General features: G+C 61.9%; 18 protein-coding genes and 2 pseudogenes. 12 read left to right on the top strand and 8 right to left on the bottom strand.

Features of this window, described 5'->3' with window-relative positions; genetic code table 11:
- Positions 1-128 precede the first annotated feature (128 nt).
- The 4 genes and pseudogenes from ACI3K3_RS23650 to ACI3K3_RS23635 all read left to right on the top strand — a co-directional run.
- Positions 129-626 (top strand): annotated as a pseudogene (locus tag ACI3K3_RS23650) (IS630 family transposase); the annotation flags it as partial.
- 134 nt (positions 627-760) lie between these two features.
- Entirely contained in the window at positions 761-1,693 is a 933-nt protein-coding gene (locus ACI3K3_RS23645; protein ID WP_404918234.1) for a tyrosine-type recombinase/integrase, read from the top strand.
- Positions 1,694-1,709: 16 nt separating this feature from the next.
- Positions 1,710-2,531 carry a hypothetical protein gene (locus ACI3K3_RS23640; protein WP_404918232.1) on the top strand — a complete coding sequence of 274 codons (822 nt, stop codon included), beginning with the start codon at positions 1,710-1,712 and terminating at the stop codon, positions 2,529-2,531.
- A gap of 230 nt (positions 2,532-2,761) precedes the next feature.
- Positions 2,762-2,992 (top strand): hypothetical protein, encoded by a 231-nt coding sequence (locus ACI3K3_RS23635; RefSeq protein ID WP_404918230.1) that lies wholly within the window; start codon positions 2,762-2,764, stop codon positions 2,990-2,992.
- 87 nt (positions 2,993-3,079) lie between these two features.
- On the opposite strand, the gene ACI3K3_RS23630 is transcribed toward ACI3K3_RS23635, so the two are convergent.
- The 5 genes from ACI3K3_RS23630 to tnpA form a co-directional block, all read right to left on the bottom strand.
- The gene (locus ACI3K3_RS23630) at positions 3,080-3,802 is read right to left on the bottom strand and encodes a hypothetical protein (RefSeq protein WP_404918228.1); all 723 of its coding nucleotides are present in this window, start codon (positions 3,800-3,802) and stop codon (positions 3,080-3,082) included.
- Between the two features lie 354 nt (positions 3,803-4,156).
- Positions 4,157-4,768 carry a UPF0149 family protein gene (locus tag ACI3K3_RS23625; RefSeq protein WP_404918226.1) on the bottom strand — a complete coding sequence of 204 codons (612 nt, stop codon included), beginning with the start codon at positions 4,766-4,768 and terminating at the stop codon, positions 4,157-4,159.
- The gene (gene tnpC, locus ACI3K3_RS23620) at positions 4,765-6,273 is read right to left on the bottom strand and encodes an IS66 family transposase (protein WP_404918236.1); all 1,509 of its coding nucleotides are present in this window, start codon (positions 6,271-6,273) and stop codon (positions 4,765-4,767) included. The genes ACI3K3_RS23625 and tnpC (ACI3K3_RS23620) overlap by 4 nt, the downstream gene beginning before the upstream one ends.
- 115 nt (positions 6,274-6,388) lie before the next feature.
- Complete coding sequence (gene tnpB / locus ACI3K3_RS23615; protein ID WP_404918224.1) at positions 6,389-6,718, bottom strand: IS66 family insertion sequence element accessory protein TnpB; 330 nt, start codon at positions 6,716-6,718, stop codon at positions 6,389-6,391.
- Complete coding sequence (gene tnpA, locus ACI3K3_RS23610) at positions 6,715-7,158, bottom strand: IS66-like element accessory protein TnpA (protein ID WP_404918222.1); 444 nt, start codon at positions 7,156-7,158, stop codon at positions 6,715-6,717. The genes tnpB (ACI3K3_RS23615) and tnpA overlap by 4 nt, the downstream gene beginning before the upstream one ends.
- Positions 7,159-7,261: 103 nt before the next feature.
- Here tnpA and ACI3K3_RS23605 point away from each other — a divergent pair, with 103 nt between their 5' ends.
- The 4 genes and pseudogenes from ACI3K3_RS23605 (at position 7,262) to ACI3K3_RS23590 (ending at position 9,867) form a co-directional block, all read left to right on the top strand.
- Positions 7,262-7,429 (top strand): transposase, encoded by a 168-nt coding sequence (locus ACI3K3_RS23605; RefSeq protein ID WP_404918220.1) that lies wholly within the window; start codon positions 7,262-7,264, stop codon positions 7,427-7,429.
- Between the two features lie 122 nt (positions 7,430-7,551).
- The gene (gene tnpB, locus ACI3K3_RS23600; protein ID WP_404918218.1) at positions 7,552-7,899 is read left to right on the top strand and encodes an IS66 family insertion sequence element accessory protein TnpB; all 348 of its coding nucleotides are present in this window, start codon (positions 7,552-7,554) and stop codon (positions 7,897-7,899) included.
- 62 nt (positions 7,900-7,961) lie between these two features.
- A pseudogene (gene tnpC / locus ACI3K3_RS23595) lies at positions 7,962-9,571 on the top strand (IS66 family transposase).
- Complete coding sequence (locus ACI3K3_RS23590) at positions 9,571-9,867, top strand: hypothetical protein (protein WP_404918216.1); 297 nt, start codon at positions 9,571-9,573, stop codon at positions 9,865-9,867. Before tnpC (ACI3K3_RS23595) ends, ACI3K3_RS23590 begins: the two are co-directional and overlap by 1 nt.
- Before the next feature lie 124 nt (positions 9,868-9,991).
- On the opposite strand, the gene ACI3K3_RS23585 is transcribed toward ACI3K3_RS23590, so the two are convergent.
- Entirely contained in the window at positions 9,992-10,972 is a 981-nt protein-coding gene (locus tag ACI3K3_RS23585) for an aldo/keto reductase (RefSeq protein WP_404918214.1), read from the bottom strand.
- A gap of 69 nt (positions 10,973-11,041) precedes the next feature.
- Between ACI3K3_RS23585 and ACI3K3_RS23580 the strand changes: the two genes are divergently transcribed.
- Positions 11,042-11,440: a MerR family transcriptional regulator gene (locus ACI3K3_RS23580; protein ID WP_404918212.1), complete on the top strand. Its 399-nt coding sequence runs from the start codon at positions 11,042-11,044 to the stop codon at positions 11,438-11,440.
- On the opposite strand, the gene ACI3K3_RS23575 is transcribed toward ACI3K3_RS23580, so the two are convergent.
- Positions 11,428-12,474 (bottom strand): NAD-dependent epimerase/dehydratase family protein, encoded by a 1,047-nt coding sequence (locus tag ACI3K3_RS23575; RefSeq protein WP_404918210.1) that lies wholly within the window; start codon positions 12,472-12,474, stop codon positions 11,428-11,430. The genes ACI3K3_RS23580 and ACI3K3_RS23575 overlap by 13 nt on opposite strands.
- Positions 12,475-12,517: 43 nt before the next feature.
- Entirely contained in the window at positions 12,518-13,072 is a 555-nt protein-coding gene (locus ACI3K3_RS23570; protein ID WP_404918208.1) for a TetR/AcrR family transcriptional regulator, read from the bottom strand.
- 291 nt (positions 13,073-13,363) lie between these two features.
- Between ACI3K3_RS23570 and ACI3K3_RS23565 the strand changes: the two genes are divergently transcribed.
- From ACI3K3_RS23565 to ACI3K3_RS23555, 3 genes are all read left to right on the top strand, one after another.
- A complete protein-coding gene (locus tag ACI3K3_RS23565) occupies positions 13,364-13,996 on the top strand; it encodes a tyrosine-type recombinase/integrase (protein WP_404918206.1) in 633 nt (210 codons plus the stop codon).
- A 372-nt stretch (positions 13,997-14,368) separates the two neighbouring features.
- A complete protein-coding gene (locus ACI3K3_RS23560; protein ID WP_404918204.1) occupies positions 14,369-15,448 on the top strand; it encodes a hypothetical protein in 1,080 nt (359 codons plus the stop codon).
- Positions 15,337-18,249: a PIN domain-containing protein gene (locus tag ACI3K3_RS23555; protein WP_404918202.1), complete on the top strand. Its 2,913-nt coding sequence runs from the start codon at positions 15,337-15,339 to the stop codon at positions 18,247-18,249. Before ACI3K3_RS23560 ends, ACI3K3_RS23555 begins: the two co-directional genes overlap by 112 nt.
- Positions 18,250-18,580 lie beyond the last annotated feature (331 nt).

Here is an 18,580-nt window from a genome sequence, read left to right as displayed (position 1 = left end):
ATGTAAGGTTACGCAGCCAAGGCTGCTGCACAGTGCCGCCCCAACTCGCTTGCAGAACGATAAATGTATCGCATCAACGGGATGAACGACATGCCGCCATAGCCTTGACAATCGAACCCTCATGTAAGGACGAGGCTCGCATCGGTCAGCAAACCAAGCTCACCCGGCGCTGGGCCAAGCGCGGCACGCGGCCCTCGGCACCCAAGGATCAGCGGCGCTCCTCGGCATGGCTGTTCGGCGCGATCTGTCCCGCCGAAGGTAAAGCCGCCGGCATCGTCATGCCCCGCTGCAACAGCGAGGCGATGAGCATGCACCTCGAGGAGATCGCCTTCCACGTCGCGCCGGGCGCACATGCCGTTCTGCTGCTCGATCAGGCCGGATGGCATGGATCGGCCGAGCTGGTCGTGCCGCCCAACATCACCTTGATGCCGCTGCCGCCCAGGTGCCCGGAGCTCAACCCGGTCGAGAACGTCTGGCAGTTCATGCGCGACAACTGGCTGTCGAACCGCATCTTCCAATCCTACGACGACATCGTCGACCACTGCTGCTTCGCCTGGAACAAGCTCGTCGAGCAGCCCTGGCGCATCATGTCCCTCGGACTCCGCCAATGGGCCCATGGGTTCTGATCAATGCACTTTGGTATTAGCGACGTCGCTAACGACGTCTCTTGATCGGGGATTGCGATGAGGGCGGAGATACTGGGTCAGGAACGTCGGCGCCGGTGGACGGATCAGCAGCGGCTGGAGATCATCAGTTGGCGTTGCCGGCGGACGTCTGGAAGCCGAAGCACGCAGCGGACGTGCGGCACAGCTTGGAGAGCGAGGTCTATCCTACGCTGGGCGAACGGCCCCTGGATCAGATCAGCGCCGCCGACGTTCTCGAACTGCTCACTTCCATCCAGGATCGAGGCGCGACGGAGGCTGCGCACCGAATCAGGTCGCGGCTCTCGTCAATCTTTCAGACGGCTATGGTCTCCGAGATCATCAAGGCGGATCCAGCCGCATCGCTGTCGAAGGCGCTGAAGCCGATTGTGAAGCGCAAGCACCCGGCGTTGCTGGATCTTCGATCGGTCAGAGATTGCCTGCTGAAGGTAGAGAGCGAGCCGGGCTTTCCCGCTGTGAAACTCGCCTCGCGTCTATTGGCGCTGACGGGGGCTCGGCCGGGCATGATCCGTTTCGTCGAGCATCACGAGTTCGAGGATCTGGACGGACCGTCGCCGATCTGGCGCGTACCGGCGGAGAAGATGAAGCTGGAGCGCGAGGAAAGCGAACAGGCGGCCTTCGAATTCGTGTTGCCGCTCTCGCGGCAAGCGGTGGAGACGATCCGCGCAGTTCGCCAGATGACCGGCAATCGGAAGTACGTTTTCGCGTCGGCCTCGAAGTCGCACCTGCCAATCAGCGAGAATGCGCTGAGCAGCGCGTACCGGCGCTCGGGCTTTGCGGGGCGGCACGTTCCGCATGAATGGCGGTCATCGTTCTCGACGATCATGAACGAGCGCGCCATGGATCTCGATCGACCCGGCGATCGGGCAATCATCGATCTTATGCTGGCGCACCAGCCGGAGGGCGTCGAAGCGCACTACAACCGCGCCGCTTATATGCCGCGTCGACGCCAACTCGCCCAGGAGTGGTCGGACATGCTTCTGGAAGGTGTGCCGCACCCCGAGACCTTGCTGATCGGGCCGCGACGCTGATCAAGGGCGGCCGCGCATGACCGCCGCCACACGCAACGACGCCTCGCCGTTTGGCCTGATCGCCGCAAAGGTCACGAAGACCGCGCTCGGCCGCAAGACACGCGCGCTCCTGGAGCGTGGCGATAGCCCGCGCAGCGGCGAGAAGGTCTGGCGCAATTCCTACACCGAGGGCACGATCGAGGATCGCGTCTGGAAGCCGATCCACGACGGCACCGCGCGCGGCGGCAAGCGCTGGGTGGGCGCGCTGCTGAAGGCGCCGAAGGCGCTCGAATACAAGACGCGCCTTAAGCGTCGTCAGGTCGAGCCTGGTTCGCGCAATGGTGCGCTCGGCGAGATCGGAATCGAAGTGCTCGAATTTCTTTACGAGCTGGTCGACTTCTCGACCGGACGCCTTGAGCCGGCGATTCAGACGATCGCCGATGGCATCGGCCGCTCCTACGGCGCCGTCCACGAAGCTCTTTGCAGATTGCGCAAAGAGGGCTTCCTGCATTGGATGCGACGCTCCCGCCCGATCGACAACCCCCAGCCGGGTGGTCAACAGGTGGAACAGATACAGAACGCTTACGCTTTGCTTGTTCCTACCGAGATGAAGGACTGGCTGCGAGCGCTGTTCAAGGGCGCCCCGGAGCCGGGGTGTGAGCAGGACCGCCGGAAACGCGAGCGTGATGCCTACGAGGCGATGCTCGCTTCCCTGACTGCCGAGGAGCGCCACGACGCGACCTGGAGCGGGGATCGTCTTTTGGGCGAGACGCTGCGGCGCCTCGCCGCCGGGATCGACGCGCGCGATATCCGCAGGGGCGAATCTTCCAGCACTGGAGAGACCGGGGGATCATTCTGATCCAATGACGACATAGGGCGCTTCGGCGCCCTATGAAGCCGGCTTCGCCCCGGTTTGTTCCGTCCCCCGAGGCCTTTAGGGTAGTTCTGACCAGAAACGAAGCGCCGGACGCACCGGCGCGCGAGGGCGGCTGCGCCGCCCAGGGTGTCCCAGGGGGCCGGGAGCAACGGCCGTGCCATTCTGCGCCGTTGCCCCGGCCCCTTCGGTTACTCTGTTAATCAGGCGCGAAAATGCTGATGATCAACTCGTTGACCTTCTTCGCCTGCCCAGTCGCCGAAGTGGCGATCGTCCAGGTCGTTTCGATGTCCCTCATCTCGAATGCCGAGAAGATCTCACGCACCTCTGGCGTATCGTTGATCGAGAAAAGGAACTTGCCGCGCGCGCCGGCCAGGATCGCCGCCAGGCGTTCGAAGTCGCCGCGACCGAACGCGCCGGCGCCGAATGGCAGGACGCCCTATTGAGACACTACGATGCCCCCGGGAATATACTCTACTCCTCTGAGGCTTGCAGCTTCAATCGCAAATGGCTGTTTGCACGGAAGCCAAACTTTAGTCGATGAGTATCCGAGCATCCTGACAACTGTTCTTCAAGATTTTGACGACAGCCAGACACTCTGTCTCAGTGCGAAATCCAGAGCCCTTGGCGATCAATATGCCGGCTGTGGAGCGAAGTTGCCAACGCCAATCGCCCCCCGCGATGCGAGTTGAGGTCAGCATGACGCTTTCAGCTCGAGCAATTTGGAAGTAGGCGGTTCTTGGAGGTGTGAGAGGCAGGATGAAAGAGCCACCCTCATTTTCCCAGTCCTCGCATTGGCCACGGTCGGAAGGGATTTGCCGCTTCTCTAGATCGCGCTTCGGAACAACGACATTGAGACCGGAGGATAAGTCCAGTTTCGCACTCTTCGATTGGCGCGCCGCTATTTGCTGTTCAATGCAGTGAAGAAAGTGTTCGCAATAGTGGTCCGTCGTCACGTAATCCTGTTCATGCGTTCCAAGATCATGCCCGGCCCCGAACCGTGAATTTAACCGCTTAAAAATTGCCGGATCGTCTTCAGCTAGATCGCTGATAAGCGCCTGTAGGATGCGCTCATGCGCCAGTACGCGTCGCTCAAGTGTGGTTACCTCACGCGGTATGGCATTAGCGCCGTGATCCCCGCGATCTACGGGGAAAAGTTCCTTAAATGGGGAGTCCTCCCCAAAGCGCTTAGTTTCTTCGCTCGCTAACGAAAAGGCTGAAAACGGGCCTCTTTGTTGGGTGGGTTTATCGGTCATGGGAACGTCACCGCTTTGAGCGGGAGTACTCAACTCTCTGTCGCCACTTGCTCAAATACGAAACGGCGATGACTTTAATGTGGAGTAGCTTTGATCGTATTCAATGGCTGATGGTGTAAAATCGCCCCTTAACTGCAAATAATATCCGGATATCCAATTTCCCATTGGGTGATGGTGGGCCGATCATCGTATCAAAGTGCTCTGCGAGGCGTTCAGCTGACGCCTCCCCTCGACAGCAACTCTCCCCAACGTTCGAACAGCGCACGGCGACGACCGAGCAGCGCGGCTCTGTTATAAGCTGCCGCCACCTTGTCTTTCGTTAGCGGTGCGAGAACCCCACGTTGACGCCGCTGGTTATCGGATTTCGATGTTTCGGGCGCCGCCGATGCTGACGTGAAGCATCTCGACCAGCTCTGGAACGACCTTCCAGGACTGAGCCAGGATCTCACCGGCCTGGCCGCGTAGTGCGTTCTTGCGTTGATCTTCGGGCATCATCGTCGTGCAATGGCCGAGGATGGCGGTCAATGGGTGGCCAATTTCCGGATTGGATATGTGCGGCTTCCAGTCGTCGATGCTGAGCCGCATGCCGAGGTAGAAGCCGTTGGCGAAGTCCTCCAGGAGAACTTCGCCGGCGTCGGTACGCATGTAAATGGGGGCATAGCGCTTCGGGCCACCGGACAGGGTCGCGCCAATCTGGCTGTACCGCTGGAAGATTGTGTTGCGGACGGCCTCCTCGATACTGCCATCCGGCGCCCAGGCGATGCCGTCTCCGACTATGGGGCGCAGCCAGTCTTCGGGAGGAATGAACTGGGGCGATACGACGAGTGCGGCGAGATAGCCGTCGATCATCGATACCCCCGGCATCGGATGTTCGCGAGTAGCCAGCCATTCCTCAAGCTTTTCATGCGTGAGGATGCGCGCTCTTCTGGGCTTCTTTGGGCGCTTGAAGCGACTGGTGCTGCTCATGCGGCCAGTCGCATAGCGGTCGGTTCAGCGGCGCGCCAGTTCCATGCCAGGAGCTGGTCGAGATCATTGTTAAGGACCTCGCCCGAGACCATCCGGGCCAGCACATCATTCAGCCAGGTGAAGGGATCGAGCCCGTTCAGTTTTGCTGTCTGAAGCAGTGAAGCGAGCACCGCCCACGTATGGGCCCCACCTTCGTTGCCGGCGAACAGACTATTGCGGCGTCCGATTCCAATCGGGCGCATCTGCCTCTCGATCATGTTGTTATCGACCTCGACGCGGCCATCTTCGAGGAACACGTTGAGGCCGCGCCAGTGGCCTTGAGCATAGCGGATGTGCCCTGCCAGATCCGAGACCTGCGAGACGCGCGGCAAGGTGTCGTCGAGCAGCGCCTTGAGCTCCTCCATGATCGGCCTCGACTTCTCTTGCCGCATGATAAGCCGGTGCTCGGCACTGGTGCCACGGATTTCCGCCTCGATCCGATAGATGCGACTGAGCAGAGTGATGACCTGCGCGGTGACCGGCGATCGGGTGCTTTTATGCAGGTCCACGAAGCGTCGCCGCAGATGCGCGAGGCAAAACGCGAGCCGGATCTCTCCGGACAACCCGTCCGGGCTTTCGAAGGCCTTATAGGCACGATAACCATCGACCTGGAGCACGCCCTGATAGCGTCCAAGCTGCTCGGATATCGTGTGATGGCTTCGGGAACGGGCATGGACATAGCACACCGCCGGTGGTGCCGGGCCATTCCAGGGGCGATCATCGGTTCCATGAGCCCAGAACTGGTCGATGCGGACTTTGCCGTTGCCACCTCCAATCACGGGCATCCGGGTTTCGTCGACGTGGATGCGGGGATGACTATGGATTGCCCGCGGTTGCAGATCGTAGAGGCCTTCAAGCCACCAAGCCGCGCACTTCAGCCAGCGGGTCAGCGTTGATCGATCAATCTGCAGGCCATGCCCTGCCAGCATCTGGGCCTGACGATAAACCGGAAGGTACCAGGCGAAGCGCTGTGTCACGATCCAGGCGATCAGCGAGGTTGTCGCCATCCCGCCTTCGATCATCCTGCGTGGCGCCGGCGCCTGGACGATGCTGCTCACGCAGGTCCGGCAAGCGTACTTGGGGCGGACGGTGGCGATCACGCGCAAGATGGCTGGCACGATGTCGAGCGCCTCGCTCACGTCCTCGCCGATCTTGTGCATGCCGCCCTGACAGCAGGCACACTGCGTGCTTTCAGGTTCGATGACGTGCATGATCCGGGGCAGATGTTTGGGCAGAGCGCCGATGTTGCGCCTGGCACGAGGCTTGGCCCCCTTGGGTATCGGATCGTCGTTGGCTGCTGGCGCCACGTGAACGGCGCTCAGGTCCCCCAGGTGGAGGCTGCCTTGTCCGTCCAGAACGACGCGCGCCTTTTCGGAGCGCGAGCCGAACAGCATTGCCTTGTAGGTCTTCAACAGCCTGGAGGCTGCCTCGAGTTCGGCCTCCAGTTCCGCCACCCGGCGGGTCATCGCATCGAGAGCGTCAGCCTTATTTTCCTGGGGTCGGGTCACCCGATTTTGTTAGCACACAATCGCACCAAAACCGAGAAAAACCGCCACTTTCACCCCGCTGCTTCGGGCTTTTTTATCGGGTTCTCCTCAAGGCGGCGCCAGTCCATTCCCCCAACAGCAGCGTCATCTGCGCCGAAGTCAGCTTGATCACCCCGCCTGTCACGGGCGGCCAGAAGAACTTCCCAGCCTCCAGCCATTTTGTCACCATGATGGTTCCGGAGCCGTCAAAATGCAGGAGCTTCAAACGGTCCATCCGCTTCGATCGGAACACGAAGACATCATTGGAATAGGGATCGCGGCCCAACTCGTTGGCCACCAGCGAGGCGAGCCTGTTGATACCGGCCCTGAAGTCGATCGGGCCCGACACCAGCACGACCTTCAGATCGGTGCGCCCGCCGATCATCGCTGACGCAGCGCCTCGCACACAACCCTCAGGACGCCCGCGTCCACCGCGCCGCGCACCACGACGTGGGCGCCGTCGAACCCAATCTCGAGGCTGCCTTCCGGAGCCCGCGTGCCATCGTCGACTTCCAGCGGCACAAACGAGATCGGCTCCATCGCCGCCCGGTCGCGCACCGTTCGCCGCCAGTAATGGAGCAAGCCCGGGCTCACGCCATGGCGCCGCGCCACCGCGCTGATGTTGGCGCCCGGCTCAAAGCTTTCCGCCGTGATCCGCGCCTTCTCGTGTGCATCCCACCGTCGGTTGCGCTTCTGCGGGCCCAAGACCGTAGCCTCGGTCAAATTCACCTTCGCACTGTGCGGCACACCGTCCCAATGCGTATTCGCACACTGTGCCGCACTGTCTAAATCGCCGTTCAAACCGCTGATGTCATCGTCGAGCATCTTGCCATCTCCACTGCCATTTCAAAGGCAGGGTCATTGGCTCAGCAATTAGCGCCGTCTACGTGGGGCGCTCGCATCGCTAACGATCATCAGTGCCGTTGGCGTGAATGGCGCGACACTGACAGAGGTGGCGCAGCGCCACGATGTAACCCGACAACAGATTTATACTTGGCGGTATGATTTGAAGAAGCGCGGGCTCTTGGGAGCCGTCCCCGAGCCTGTCTTTCTCCCCCTGGACTTGCCTGCCGTTCGAGCCCCTGAAGTTGCCTAAAACCCTGGTCCAGGCGCGACGTTCATGGTTGAGCTGCGCCTGACGAAAGGCCGGACTTTGCGCTTTGGAAGCGACATCGAGACCATCGCCCTGACCCGGCTCATCCGCTGCGTGGAGGCGGCGTGATCGGGCCGGGAACTGGCGTGCGGGTTTATCTGGCCTGCGGCGTCACTGATATGCGCAAAGGCATCTCTGGCCTTGGTCAGCTGGCCCAGACGGTGCTGCGACAGAAACCGACAAGCGGCGCGGTGTTCGCTTTTCGAGGACGTCGCGGCGACAGGGTGAAGCTGCTGTACTGGGATGGGCAGGGATTTTGCCTGTACTACAAGGTCTTGCAGCGTGGCCGTTTTCCTTGGCCCTCTCCGGCGGACGGGACTGCGCGGCTGACCTCGGCGCAGCTCGCGATGCTCTGGGAAGGCATCGACTGGAGGCGCCCAAATTGGGGCGCACCGCCTACCCATGTGGGCTAATTTTTCTTCCTGAATCTGGCTGTTTTCATGGATATTCCTGCCCCTGGCTGGTAAGCAGGATCATGCTGAGCGCGGCGCAAAATCTTCCCGAAGACCCAGCTTTGCTGAAGGCGATAATCGCCGACTTGCAGGCGGAAAACGCGAAGCTGGCGGCAACGGTCCGTGCACATGATCTGGTGGTTCAGGCCCTGCGTCTGCGCATTGCAAAACTGAAGAAGCAGGCCTTCGGCAAATCCTCGGAAAGATCGAACGCGAGATCGAGCAGCTGGAACTGGCCCTAGAGGACATTCTGGTCGCCGCGGCACAAACCGTCGCTTTGCCGACGGATGTCGAAGAGGATGAGGCCACTGCGCACGTAGACAGCGCACGGGCCATGGCCCGGCGCCCGCGTGTTGCGCCTGACACCCCGCGCGGGCGAAAAGAACTCGACCCGGGCAGCACTTGTCCCGATTGCGGGGACGAGTTACGCCTCGTCGGCGAGGATGTGAGCGAATTCATCGAAATGATTACCACCAAGCTGAAGGTGATCGAGGTAGCGCGGCCGAAGAAGTCCTGCCGCTGCTGTGAGAAAATGGTGCAGGTGCCGGCTCCGAGCCGCCCGATCCCCGGCAGCATGGCCGGAAGCAGCCTGCTTGCCTACGTGCTCGTCTCAAAGTTCGACGATCACTTGCCGCTGTACCGGCAGAACGAAATCCTTACCCGCATGGGCGCTGACAATCCCCGCAGCACGCTGGCTGACTGGTGCGGCAAGGCGATGCGAACCCTGCAGCCGCTGATCGAGCGTATTGAGGCATCGGTCCTAGCCAGCACCGTCATCCACGCCGATGATACACCGATCCAAATGCTGGATCACACAAGGCGGGCCCAGGGGCTCGGTAAGGGCGTGAAGCAAGGCAGGATCTGGGGTTATGTCTGCGATCAGCGCCCGTGGAATGGGCCGGCACCGCCGGGTGTGGTCTATCGCTTTGCCCCCAACTGGAAGGCGGAGCACGTGCAAAACCACCTTTGCAATGCGAGCGGCATTCTCCAGGCCGACGCCTACAAGGGATATGCGAAGCTCTATGAGCCCGGCGCAGACGGCGAACCGCGCTTCCGGGAAGCTGCCCGCTTCGCCGATTGGCGACGTGACTTCCACGACATCTGGAAAGCGAACAAATCACCGGTAGCGCGAGAAGCCCTCGATCGCATCGGCCAGTTGTACGACATCGAACGCGAAATCGCCGGGAAGCCTGCCGATGTTCGGCGTGCCGTGCGCCAGGAGCTTAGCAAACCCAAACTCGAGGCATTGCGCGCCTGGGCCGAGCAGCAACTCACTCGCATCCCCGTCAAGGGCGACCTGGCCAGCGCCATTCGTTATGGCTTGGGTCGCTGGCAAGCCTTCTCGTTGTTCACCGAGGATGGGCGCGTCGCCATCGATAACAATGCCGCTGAGCGATCCGTGAGACCTATCGGTCTCGGAAGACGCAACTGGCTCTTCGCGGGCTCCGAAGCAGGCGCTGAAACCCTGGCACGTGCTATGACGCTTATTGAAAGTGCCAAGATGAACGGTCTCGATCCGCAGGCTTATCTCGCCGACGTGCTTGGCCGTATCCATGATCACAAGATCAACCGGATCGAGGAATTGCTGCCTTGGAAATGGGTGCCCTTGGTACCGTTGGCAGAGGTAGCCTGATGGCCACGATCACTCACGTACGCACGCTGGACTATGCTGCCAAAATGCTCGGTGAGGACGTGGAGCTGTTGGAAGCCATCGTCTGGAACGACGACAATCTGACGTACGGCAACATCATCAGCGTTTACACTGGCCCGGATGAGGCCATTACGGCGCTCACCGACGATGGCGTCGACGAATTGTCAGATATGCTTCGAGAAGCACGCCGCACCACCGAGACCTGGCACGGCTTTCTCGACGACTTCGTTGACGATCCCGAACTCGCCACTCGCTTCAAGGCCCAACCACCGCGGTAACAATTGGACGGTTACTACCGGACGGTCTGGAGCCCGGAAACGGAAATACCGTCCCGTATGTCTGGTAAGGGTCGGCACTGTCCGCGGCCAAGCGCTCAGATCGGGCGCTTGGCGATAATTTTGATCAGATGGCAATTCCCGCTACTTCTTGGGCCAGTGGCTCCAATTCCGCGATCACTGCTTGATCGAGCGTCAGGGACGCGGCCGCCACGTTCTCCTGCAGACGCTTGCGGCTTCGCGTTCCGGGTATCGGCGAGAGCGCCGCGCCCAGTTCCCTGGCTTTGGCATAGAGCCAGGCGACCGCGACTTGCGCCGAAGTGACGCCTTGCCCTGCGGCGATCTCTTCAATCTTGGCGACGAGGCGCATGTTTGCCGCCCGGTTTTCGGCAGAGAAGCGCGGAAAATAGGAACGTGCATCGCCGGCACTGAGGTTTTCAGCAAAGGCTTGGCCCGTCAGCATCCCTCGTCCGAGCGGCGAATAGGGTACGACCGTCACGCCCAGATCCACCGCGGCAGGCACGATATCGGTCTCGATATCGCGAGTGAAGATCGACCACTCCGACTGAAGCGCGGCGATGGGGTGTACAGCATGCGCTTCGCGCAGGTCCTCCGCGCTGACCGCCGAGAGGCCCAGAGCGCGCACTTTGCCCTCGGCGACGAGATCGGCCATCGCGCCGATCGATTCCGCGAGCGGCACATCGGTGCTGCGACGATGCATGTAGTAGAGATCGATCAGCTCGATGCCGAGGCGCTGGAGCGAGTTCTCGGCTGCCTGGCGGATGAATTCCGGCCTGTTGTCGAGGCTCCAGTCGTCCTGCCTCTCTGGCGTCCGGGCATAGCCGAACTTGGTCGCGATCACCACCCGGTCCCGGTTTGCCTGGACGAAGGGCGCAAGGAAGCGCTCGTTTTCCCCCATGCCGTAAACGTCTGCGGTGTCGAACATCGTGACACCCAGTTCGAGCGCAAGCTTCAGCGTGGCAAGGGATTCGGTTTCATCGGTATCGCCGTAGAATTCGCTCATGCCCATGCAGCCCAGGCCCTGGATGCCGATGGCGGGACCGCCGTTACCGAGCGCGATCTGGGGAAGACGATTTGTGCCAGTCATTGAAGAACTCCGGATATTGACAGGCAGGACCTATAAGTGTGGAGTATGGTCCATGGTCAAGACACTTTCATGCTGATTTCGCAGTTCGCCAGGACGGCCGGATTATCGGTCGACACGGTGCGGTTCTACATCGCCAAAGGTCTCCTGAAGCCCGAGCGCAGTGCGAGGAAAGGCGGCGCCAATCCCTATCAGGTGTTCAGCGCGGACGATGTTACCGCTGCACAGATGATCCGGCTACAACAGTCGCTGGGATACTCGCTCGCAGAGATCGGCGCGCTCGCAGAGGAATATCGCCTGGGTGCCGGCTCGCCGGAGCGGACCGGAGAAGTCCTGCGCAAGCAGATCGTCAGGCTTGAGGAACGCCAGCGCGAACTCGATGCCGCGCTCGCGTTCCTCAAGGGCAAGCTGGAATGGGTGGAAGCAGGCCAGCCCGGCACAGCTCCCCAGCCCAACTCCTACTTCTGCTGATCGCCGCCGGCGGAAGCGAGGCGCTTGAGTTCCGCCATGCCTTCGTCGACCGATACCACCGGGGTATATCCGAGGTCGCGCTTGGCCTTGGCGATGTCGAGCGTCACCTCGACCGCCATCGTCGCCAGATCCTGCCGTGTCACAGGCGGCTTGATCCGGCCTCCGGAAAGCCGTGCCGCGAACTCGCCCACGCGGGCTACGGTGCCGACCAGCCAGGACGGCACCACCTTTTCGGGGGGAGCGATCCCCTGCGTTTCCAGCAAGCGGGAGACAAAGCTGCGGAAAATCGAGGGTTCACCATCGGTGATGAAGTAAGCCTCGCCGGCCCGGCCCGTCAGCAGCGCCAGTTCGATGCCATGACAGGCATTGGCGACATGCGTGGCTGACGTCAGGTATTCACCGCCGTCGATCCAGGCCATCTGCCCCGAACGCGCGGCTTGTGTCAGGATCGGCAAGGCGGTCGTATCGTCGCGCCCCCAGACGAAGCGCGGCCGCACGATGACAGCCTCGAAGCCATTACCGCTCTGCGCGCGTACGATCCGCTCCGCCTCGGCCTTGGTACGCGAGTAGGCCCCGGGAAAACGCGAAGGCATCGCCAGGTTCTCATCGACGTTGACCAGTGCCCGCCCGCCTAGAAGAACCGATTCCGTGCTGACATGCACTGCCCGCCGCACACCTGCCTGCCGGGCCATGGCAAATATGGCGCGGGTTCCCTCGACATTGACCTGGACATGCTCGGGCGTCTCGGGACCGTGGCTCGTATGGGCCGCAGCGTGGACAAGCGAGCGGCACCCATTCATCGCCTCGGCCACGGCCGGGCTTGAAAGCTGCGCGACAATGGGCCTTGCGCCGAGCGCGCGGACCACATCGGCGGACTTCTGCGAGCGAACGAGGGCAACAACCTCGAAGCCCTTGGCAACGAAATGGCGGATCAGGTTCCGCCCGAGATAGCCGCTGCCCCCGGTCACAAAGAGCGGGGACAGCAGTTCTGGATCGGAGGCGCGATCGCCTCCGATGGCTTGATAGTCGTTCATGGGAGTTTCTGCCTTGTAGGTTACGGGCAAAGGCCCGGCACGATCAGCCCGGAGGGCTGGATGCGAGCCAGCGGATATCGTTGAGCAGCGCTTCGCGCTCCTCGACGGACCATTGGTGGTAATCTAGGGTTTCGAGCAACTTGAGGCCTTCGAGCGCGAGATAGGCGAGCATCGGGCCTCTGGCCGGCCCCGCTTCCTGGCGAATGCGGTCGATCACGGCGGTCTGGTTCTTCTGGATGGCAGCGCGCAGCGAGCGGTCTTGGGCCAGTGCCGCGCAGATGTTCAGCGCGACCGCGCGAAATTCGTCGGGAAAAGGCTGGCTCGCTGCGAATATCCTGCCTTTCAGCGTCGCATTTTCACTGCCCTCGAAGGATTCTGCGGCTGCCTGGTTGAAGGCATTGTCGCGCACGACCGCGCGTTCGACCATGGCCTCTATCAGGGCCTGCTTGGTGCCGTAGTCATAGATCACGCTGCCCTTGCTGATCCCGGCCTCCTGAGCGACGCCGTCCAGCGTCAGGCGCGCCGCACCCACCTTGGAAACGACGACTTCGGCCGCATCGAGGATGCGGTTGTGATCGATACTCTTCTTGCGGCCCATAGCGACGTCCATTTATATCTGACCAGTTGGATATAAATGGACGTCGCGAGATCGTCAATTGCAGATCGGCCTGTTAGGCATCGGGAGGCTCAGTGGCAGCAGGTAAGTTAAACAACCATCGCCGTAGCACCCTGCGTTGGCTGTTCGGAGGCTTGGACAGTGTTGCCGCTGCGGGATCCAAAGCAGCCGGTCTGCACTCGGGGTGAGAAAATCGGCGGTTAAACGACCGAGAAGGGTCGGCCTCTCCTGAAGCGTTCTAACTATGGCCGTCAGGGCCATAGGAGATTTGTCATGGGATTATCAGAGTTTGATCCCGCCGCTCGTGAGCGGGTATCTTGGAACGCCGGGCGCAAGGTTGGTGCGAAGCGAGCGCTAAAGCCCCGTCAGATATGGGCGATCCGTTTCTTTCTCGACCAGCATGGGCGAATCCGGGACCGTGCCCTCTTTGACCTGGCCATTGATAGCAAGCTTCGCGGATGCGATTTGGTGAAGATCAGGATCAGCGATATCGTTTGTGATCGGAAAATTCGAACACGGGCCACGGTTGTACAGCAAAAGACCGGCAGACCGGTTCAGTTCGAAGTGATGACCGATGCTCGCGCCAGCCTACTCAAATGGTTCGAACTGAGAGGTGGATCCTTGGAGGATTTTGCATTTCCGAGCCGTACCGATCACGCAGCCCACATAAGCACCAGGCAATATGCTCGCCTTGTTGACGAATGGGTCACGGGGATCGGACTGCCCGGCGAAGATTATGGCACCCATTCTCTGCGCCGAACCAAGGCGTCGATCATCTACAAGGCGACTGGAAATCTCCGCGCCGTCCAGATTTTGCTTGGGCACACGAAGATCGAAAGCACGGTGAGATACCTCGGCGTGGACGTGGAGGACGCTTTGACGCTCGCAGAGGGCACTGAAATCTAAAACTTCCCTGGGTCCTTGCCGTTGCGAGGACCCAGGGCCTACAGCTTGGCGGCTGCTCTGCGCCCCATATAGGTCGTTCGATTGGTCGACCGGGGCTTCCAAAAGCCGTCGTTTGGCCAGCTGCCGCCGAGTCGAGCAATTGGGTAGGAGGCGGCCTGTCCGGTTTGGGCGGTAATCCTTGCTTGTCCACCGCCCGTTCAGTTGGAAGGAAATGGCAGCTTCGCGCCCCGTCTTGGTCGCGCCGGCACTTGTTCAGATGCAGCGGATTCAGATGCAGCGGACTGCTAAGCTCCACTTTGTTCTTTTGAGACAACGCAGGAGGGCGAACCCCGGGGAATGGCCTTGCCTTCTATCCCCGTAACGAAAACGGCATTGGCAGTGCTCAAACCTCTCTCAGCCTTTGTGCGCGATCAGTTGGCGCTGCGCGACGCCGATCTGCGTGCTAGGGATATTGCCGACTTCAATCCAGATATCGACAAGGCGCTCGAAATCCTGACCGGCGACGCGGCGACCCTAGGCCGGACCGCGCTCGCGTTGGTCAAGAATGCGCTTGCTAGTCCGCCGGATTTTTTCACCGAAGCCTCGGTGCAGGCATTCTTGCGCACTGCACGCGTACAAGACCTGATCAAGGCGGGGGTACGCGCGGATCTGCTGCGTGAAGGACGCGGCAATCTCGAAAGGGATGCGGGCGATTTCTATGCAAGCTTTGACGGCGCAGATGGTCCGGGTCTCGGGCTCGCAGCGTTCGAATATGCCATCAACTTCGTCAGCGCCTATCTGTTGCATGGCCTCAGCCTAGCGGACCGCATCCTTCATGCACGGCTCGACCAATTGGGAGATCAGCTGAAGGAAGCGGCTGCACCGCTCCCCCAGGAAGATATCGATCACGGAATTATCCGCGCCTGTGATCGGCTGAGAAAGGGCCGCTTCTTTGTCGAGTTCGAGCGCGAAGCCCTAACCCTGGAGCTCGGTAACAAGCTCGCGACGGGTGCCTATTCGCGCGCCTCTCCCGCGGTGCGCGGGCCAGCCCTGGCTGCCATCGCCCGGTTTGGCGCGCTCACGCATGACCCGGACCTGATCGCCGGCTGGGTCCAGATCGCTGAAGGTGCGGCACCAAGCGAACACGCTTCGATCGCGAGAGCCTTTCTGGTCGCTAGGACCAGCGACATGGCACGCGGATTGGCAGCGCTCAAGCCGATTGATACGCCCTTGAAGCATACCGCCGCACTCCAGATCGTCCGCAATGCCCAGGGCGGCCCGGCCATGCTCAACTGGGCAGTGACCGCGGGCGTGGGCGGCGAAACCGTCGAAGCTGATGGCGCCTTTTGCTCCTCACCACCATGCTGGCTGAGCGCAAATGGGATGATGCGTATGCCTTGGCATCGATCATCACTGAGGCGGACGTGGACCAGGCGCCTGCGCTCAGCCTCCATCTGGGACGAGCACGGCTGATTAGATCGCTGATCGCCGAGGAACTGAAGGCGCTGGTCGCCTTCAGCCAGCCGATCGACTTGCGGACCTTTCCCTTGGGAGACACGCCTGACCAACTGGCGGATCGCCGTGCCGCGGCGACGCACTTCCATCGCAGCTGGCGGGACGGCACGGTGCTTGGCTGTGACGACACCGCGATCTTGGCGCGCACCTTCGCCTTGTGGCTCGACTTGCGTGATCCTGACAGCGCCGCGGCTGCGATCGAAGCGCTTGACGCGGGGCTTCGCGGGTCCGACGCCATTGCGCTGGTCCCGCTCGGCCTGGCCTTTGGCGCACTCCTCGACCGCGATGTAATCGAGCGAGAACTGGACCGCCAGGCCGCGCTCGATCCGCTGGGCGACGGCCATGCCGCGGTTGCCCGGCTCTCGCTCGTCCTCGAGCAGCCCAATGCAGGGGCCAGCGCGGACTATTTCGACCGGTACCGGAACCTGTTCGAGCGTCACCTGACCCGGGAGGGCATGGCCGAAGTCGAGATCAAGGCGTTGATGGCCGCTGGCCGGCCCGCCCAGGCACGTCAGCGCCTCGCCGACTATCTGCCGGACCTCGACCCCGCGTTCGCGGCCCAGGCGCAGATATTGATCGAGGCTGCACCGCAGGGCTCGATGGTCGCGATGGCCGAGCAACTCTTCGCCACGGTCCCCTCGACCCATAATCTTATGCAGCTGACCCAATCCTTGGCGATCGAAGGCTATTCAGAGCGTTTTTGGGATTGCGCGCGCCGGCTGATCGCCCAGACCGGATCAGCCGTCGACACGACGATGGTCGTGCGCTATCTCGAGGCGCATCAGCGCTTCGCCGAACTCCGGCAGATCTTCACGGACTTTCCCGACATCGTACCGGCATCGCCGGAGTTGCGGGCAGCCAAGGCCTGGACTGACTGGCGCGAAGGCGATCTCGCCGCCGCCGAACAGGGGCTTGCCGCGCTTCGCGCCGAGCGGGACGATCGCAATGACAGGGGCCTTTGGATCAACCTCCTGATTACGTCGGGCAGATGGCCGGAATTCGACGCGCATATCGAAAGCGAATGGGCGAACCGGTCATCGCGCAGCGCCGAAGAGCTTGTTGAGCTCGCGCAAATTGCCCAGCAACGCCAGTCCGACAAGGCGCTCGATCTGATCCGCGCTGCGGTCGAACGGGCGCCGGAAGAGCCAGAAGTGCTGCTGGCCGGCTATGTCTTGGGGTTAAATGCTGGCCTGGAAGACGATGCCGAAGTGCATCAGTGGTTCGAAGGGGCGGCGCGGACGTCGGGACCCGATGGTCCGGTCCAGCCGGCAGACCTTGAGCAACTGGTCGCCGACATGCCGCGTTGGGACCGGCACAGCACCGACATCTGGGACAAGCTGAAGGCGGGCAGCATTCCGATGCACGTTGCCGCCAAGCTTCTGCGCCGCCCGACACTCGAGCTCCAGCTCATCGCGATGATCGCCAACCAGAACGAAGCCGATCCCCGGCGTCGCTTCGCGGTGCCGCTGTTCAGTGGGGCGCCGGGCGAGATCGACTTAGCCATCAAGGACAGCACCCGGATAGCGCTCGATAGCAGCGCCACCATAAGCCTGGCCTTGCTCGGAATGCTGCCGCGTGTGATCGACCGTGGCGGCATCATCCTGCCCCACAAAATGTTGGGCTGGCTGTTCGCGGAGCGTCAGCGCCTTGCCATCCATCAGCCGCGCCGGGTGCGCACCGCGCACCGTCACTCGCAAGCGCTGCTCGCGAACAGGCTCCATGTCCATGTCCCGTCTCAACAGAGCCCCGGAGCCCTGATTGAGCAGGTCGGCCGGACGCTCGCCGCGATGCTGACCACGGTTCAGGTCGCCGAGCCGAATGGCCTGCAGCGCCTGATTGTCCGCTCCGCGCCCGTGACCAAGGTCGGTTCGTTCCGTGATGAGCCTGCGGATCTCTCGGCATATCGAGGGCATCTGGTCAGCTGCCAGCGCCTAATCGACAAGCTCGCTGAAGGCCATATCACCGAGGAGGCCGAAGGCTTTGCGCGGCACTATCTGGAGCGCGTGGAGGCGCGCTGGCCCGGGGAGCCGGAGATCGCCGATGGCGCGGAACTCTATCTCGATGATCTGAGCGTCTCCTATCTCGATACCGCGCGGGTGTTCGACGCTCTGCAGCGAGGCGGTTTCAAGATCTTCGTCTCCGATCAGCTAGCCGACGAGGCGCGCGGCCTGATAGAGGCGGAACGGCGCGGCGCCGATGTCGAAGCTGCGATCGAGGTCGTTCGCGACAGCCTTTCGCGAGGTATCGCGCATGGAAAGGTTCGCCTCGGGGGTTCGCGCTCCGAAGAGGATCCCTTGTCCCATCCCAACATCGCGGTTGCCGAGCTCGCGGACGAGGTCGATGTAATCATCTCCGACGACCGCTATCTCAACCAAACTCGCGCCATTGAGAAGAACGGCAGGAGCGCTGCCGTTCTATCGAGCTGTGCCCTCATCGCCAGGCTATTTCCCGCCGACATGCTTGCCAAATATCGCGGTGGGCTGCGCCGTGCGGGCGCGCTTCTCGTGCCGCTCGACGGGGCAGAACTGCTTTCGCTCGTCGCACGCAGCAAGGCGAAGGACGGGGTGATGCGCGAAACCGCGGAGCTGCGCGCGATCCGTGAAAACCTCCTGCTCGTTCAACAGCGAGGATTCCTGCGGCTTCCGGCGGAAGATGCCTGGCTACACCGCGCGCGTCAGGGGATATCCAGCGTCATCCACGCGCAATGGGCCGGCGTCGAGGATGGACTGGCTCGCTGGTCTAGACACCCATTTTCCTAGTGCAAAGCAATCGCGTACGCCACTCCCGCCAACCCTATCACCTGCCTCCGTGAATAAAACAGGTTAGAGCCGCACTTGGGACATTGCCGTCATTCCCGGTCCTTGATCGGAAGGGCAGCTTTCAGCTCGATTGTGTTGAAAAACCCGGCGCTGAGATTGGCGCTGTTACGCGGCCAGACGGGGCTCGAGACTTCTTCCCTGTTTATGCGGGGCCTGGGGCTGGCATGGGGATCAGCTTGGCCATCTTGCGAAGGTTTTGGGCGGTGGCGGCGAGGAGGAACTCGTCTTTTGCACCGTTTGGACCTCTCAGGCGCAGGCGATCCATCCTGAG

The organism is Novosphingobium sp. ZW T3_23 (assembly GCF_044987305.1).
Taxonomy (GTDB): Bacteria; Pseudomonadota; Alphaproteobacteria; order Sphingomonadales; family Sphingomonadaceae; genus Novosphingobium.
The sequence above is the reverse complement of the archived record's forward strand: the minus strand, read 5'-3'. Positions and strand labels throughout refer to the sequence as shown.

Coding starts and splice junctions, on each gene's coding strand:
- ACI3K3_RS23640 (WP_404918232.1), top strand. CDS start 1,710: ATGACCGCCGCCACACGCAACGACGCCTCGCCGTTTGGCCTGATCGCC.
- ACI3K3_RS23635 (WP_404918230.1), top strand. CDS start 2,762: ATGCTGATGATCAACTCGTTGACCTTCTTCGCCTGCCCAGTCGCCGAA.
- ACI3K3_RS23630 (WP_404918228.1), bottom strand. CDS start 3,802: ATGACCGATAAACCCACCCAACAAAGAGGCCCGTTTTCAGCCTTTTCG.
- ACI3K3_RS23625 (WP_404918226.1), bottom strand. CDS start 4,768: ATGAGCAGCACCAGTCGCTTCAAGCGCCCAAAGAAGCCCAGAAGAGCG.
- tnpC (WP_404918236.1), bottom strand. CDS start 6,273: ATGACCCGCCGGGTGGCGGAACTGGAGGCCGAACTCGAGGCAGCCTCC.
- tnpB (WP_404918224.1), bottom strand. CDS start 6,718: ATGATCGGCGGGCGCACCGATCTGAAGGTCGTGCTGGTGTCGGGCCCG.
- tnpA (WP_404918222.1), bottom strand. CDS start 7,158: ATGCTCGACGATGACATCAGCGGTTTGAACGGCGATTTAGACAGTGCG.
- ACI3K3_RS23590 (WP_404918216.1), top strand. CDS start 9,571: ATGGCCACGATCACTCACGTACGCACGCTGGACTATGCTGCCAAAATG.
- ACI3K3_RS23585 (WP_404918214.1), bottom strand. CDS start 10,972: ATGACTGGCACAAATCGTCTTCCCCAGATCGCGCTCGGTAACGGCGGT.
- ACI3K3_RS23580 (WP_404918212.1), top strand. CDS start 11,042: ATGCTGATTTCGCAGTTCGCCAGGACGGCCGGATTATCGGTCGACACG.
- ACI3K3_RS23575 (WP_404918210.1), bottom strand. CDS start 12,474: ATGAACGACTATCAAGCCATCGGAGGCGATCGCGCCTCCGATCCAGAA.
- ACI3K3_RS23570 (WP_404918208.1), bottom strand. CDS start 13,072: ATGGGCCGCAAGAAGAGTATCGATCACAACCGCATCCTCGATGCGGCC.
- ACI3K3_RS23565 (WP_404918206.1), top strand. CDS start 13,364: ATGGGATTATCAGAGTTTGATCCCGCCGCTCGTGAGCGGGTATCTTGG.
- ACI3K3_RS23555 (WP_404918202.1), top strand. CDS start 15,337: ATGCTGGCTGAGCGCAAATGGGATGATGCGTATGCCTTGGCATCGATC.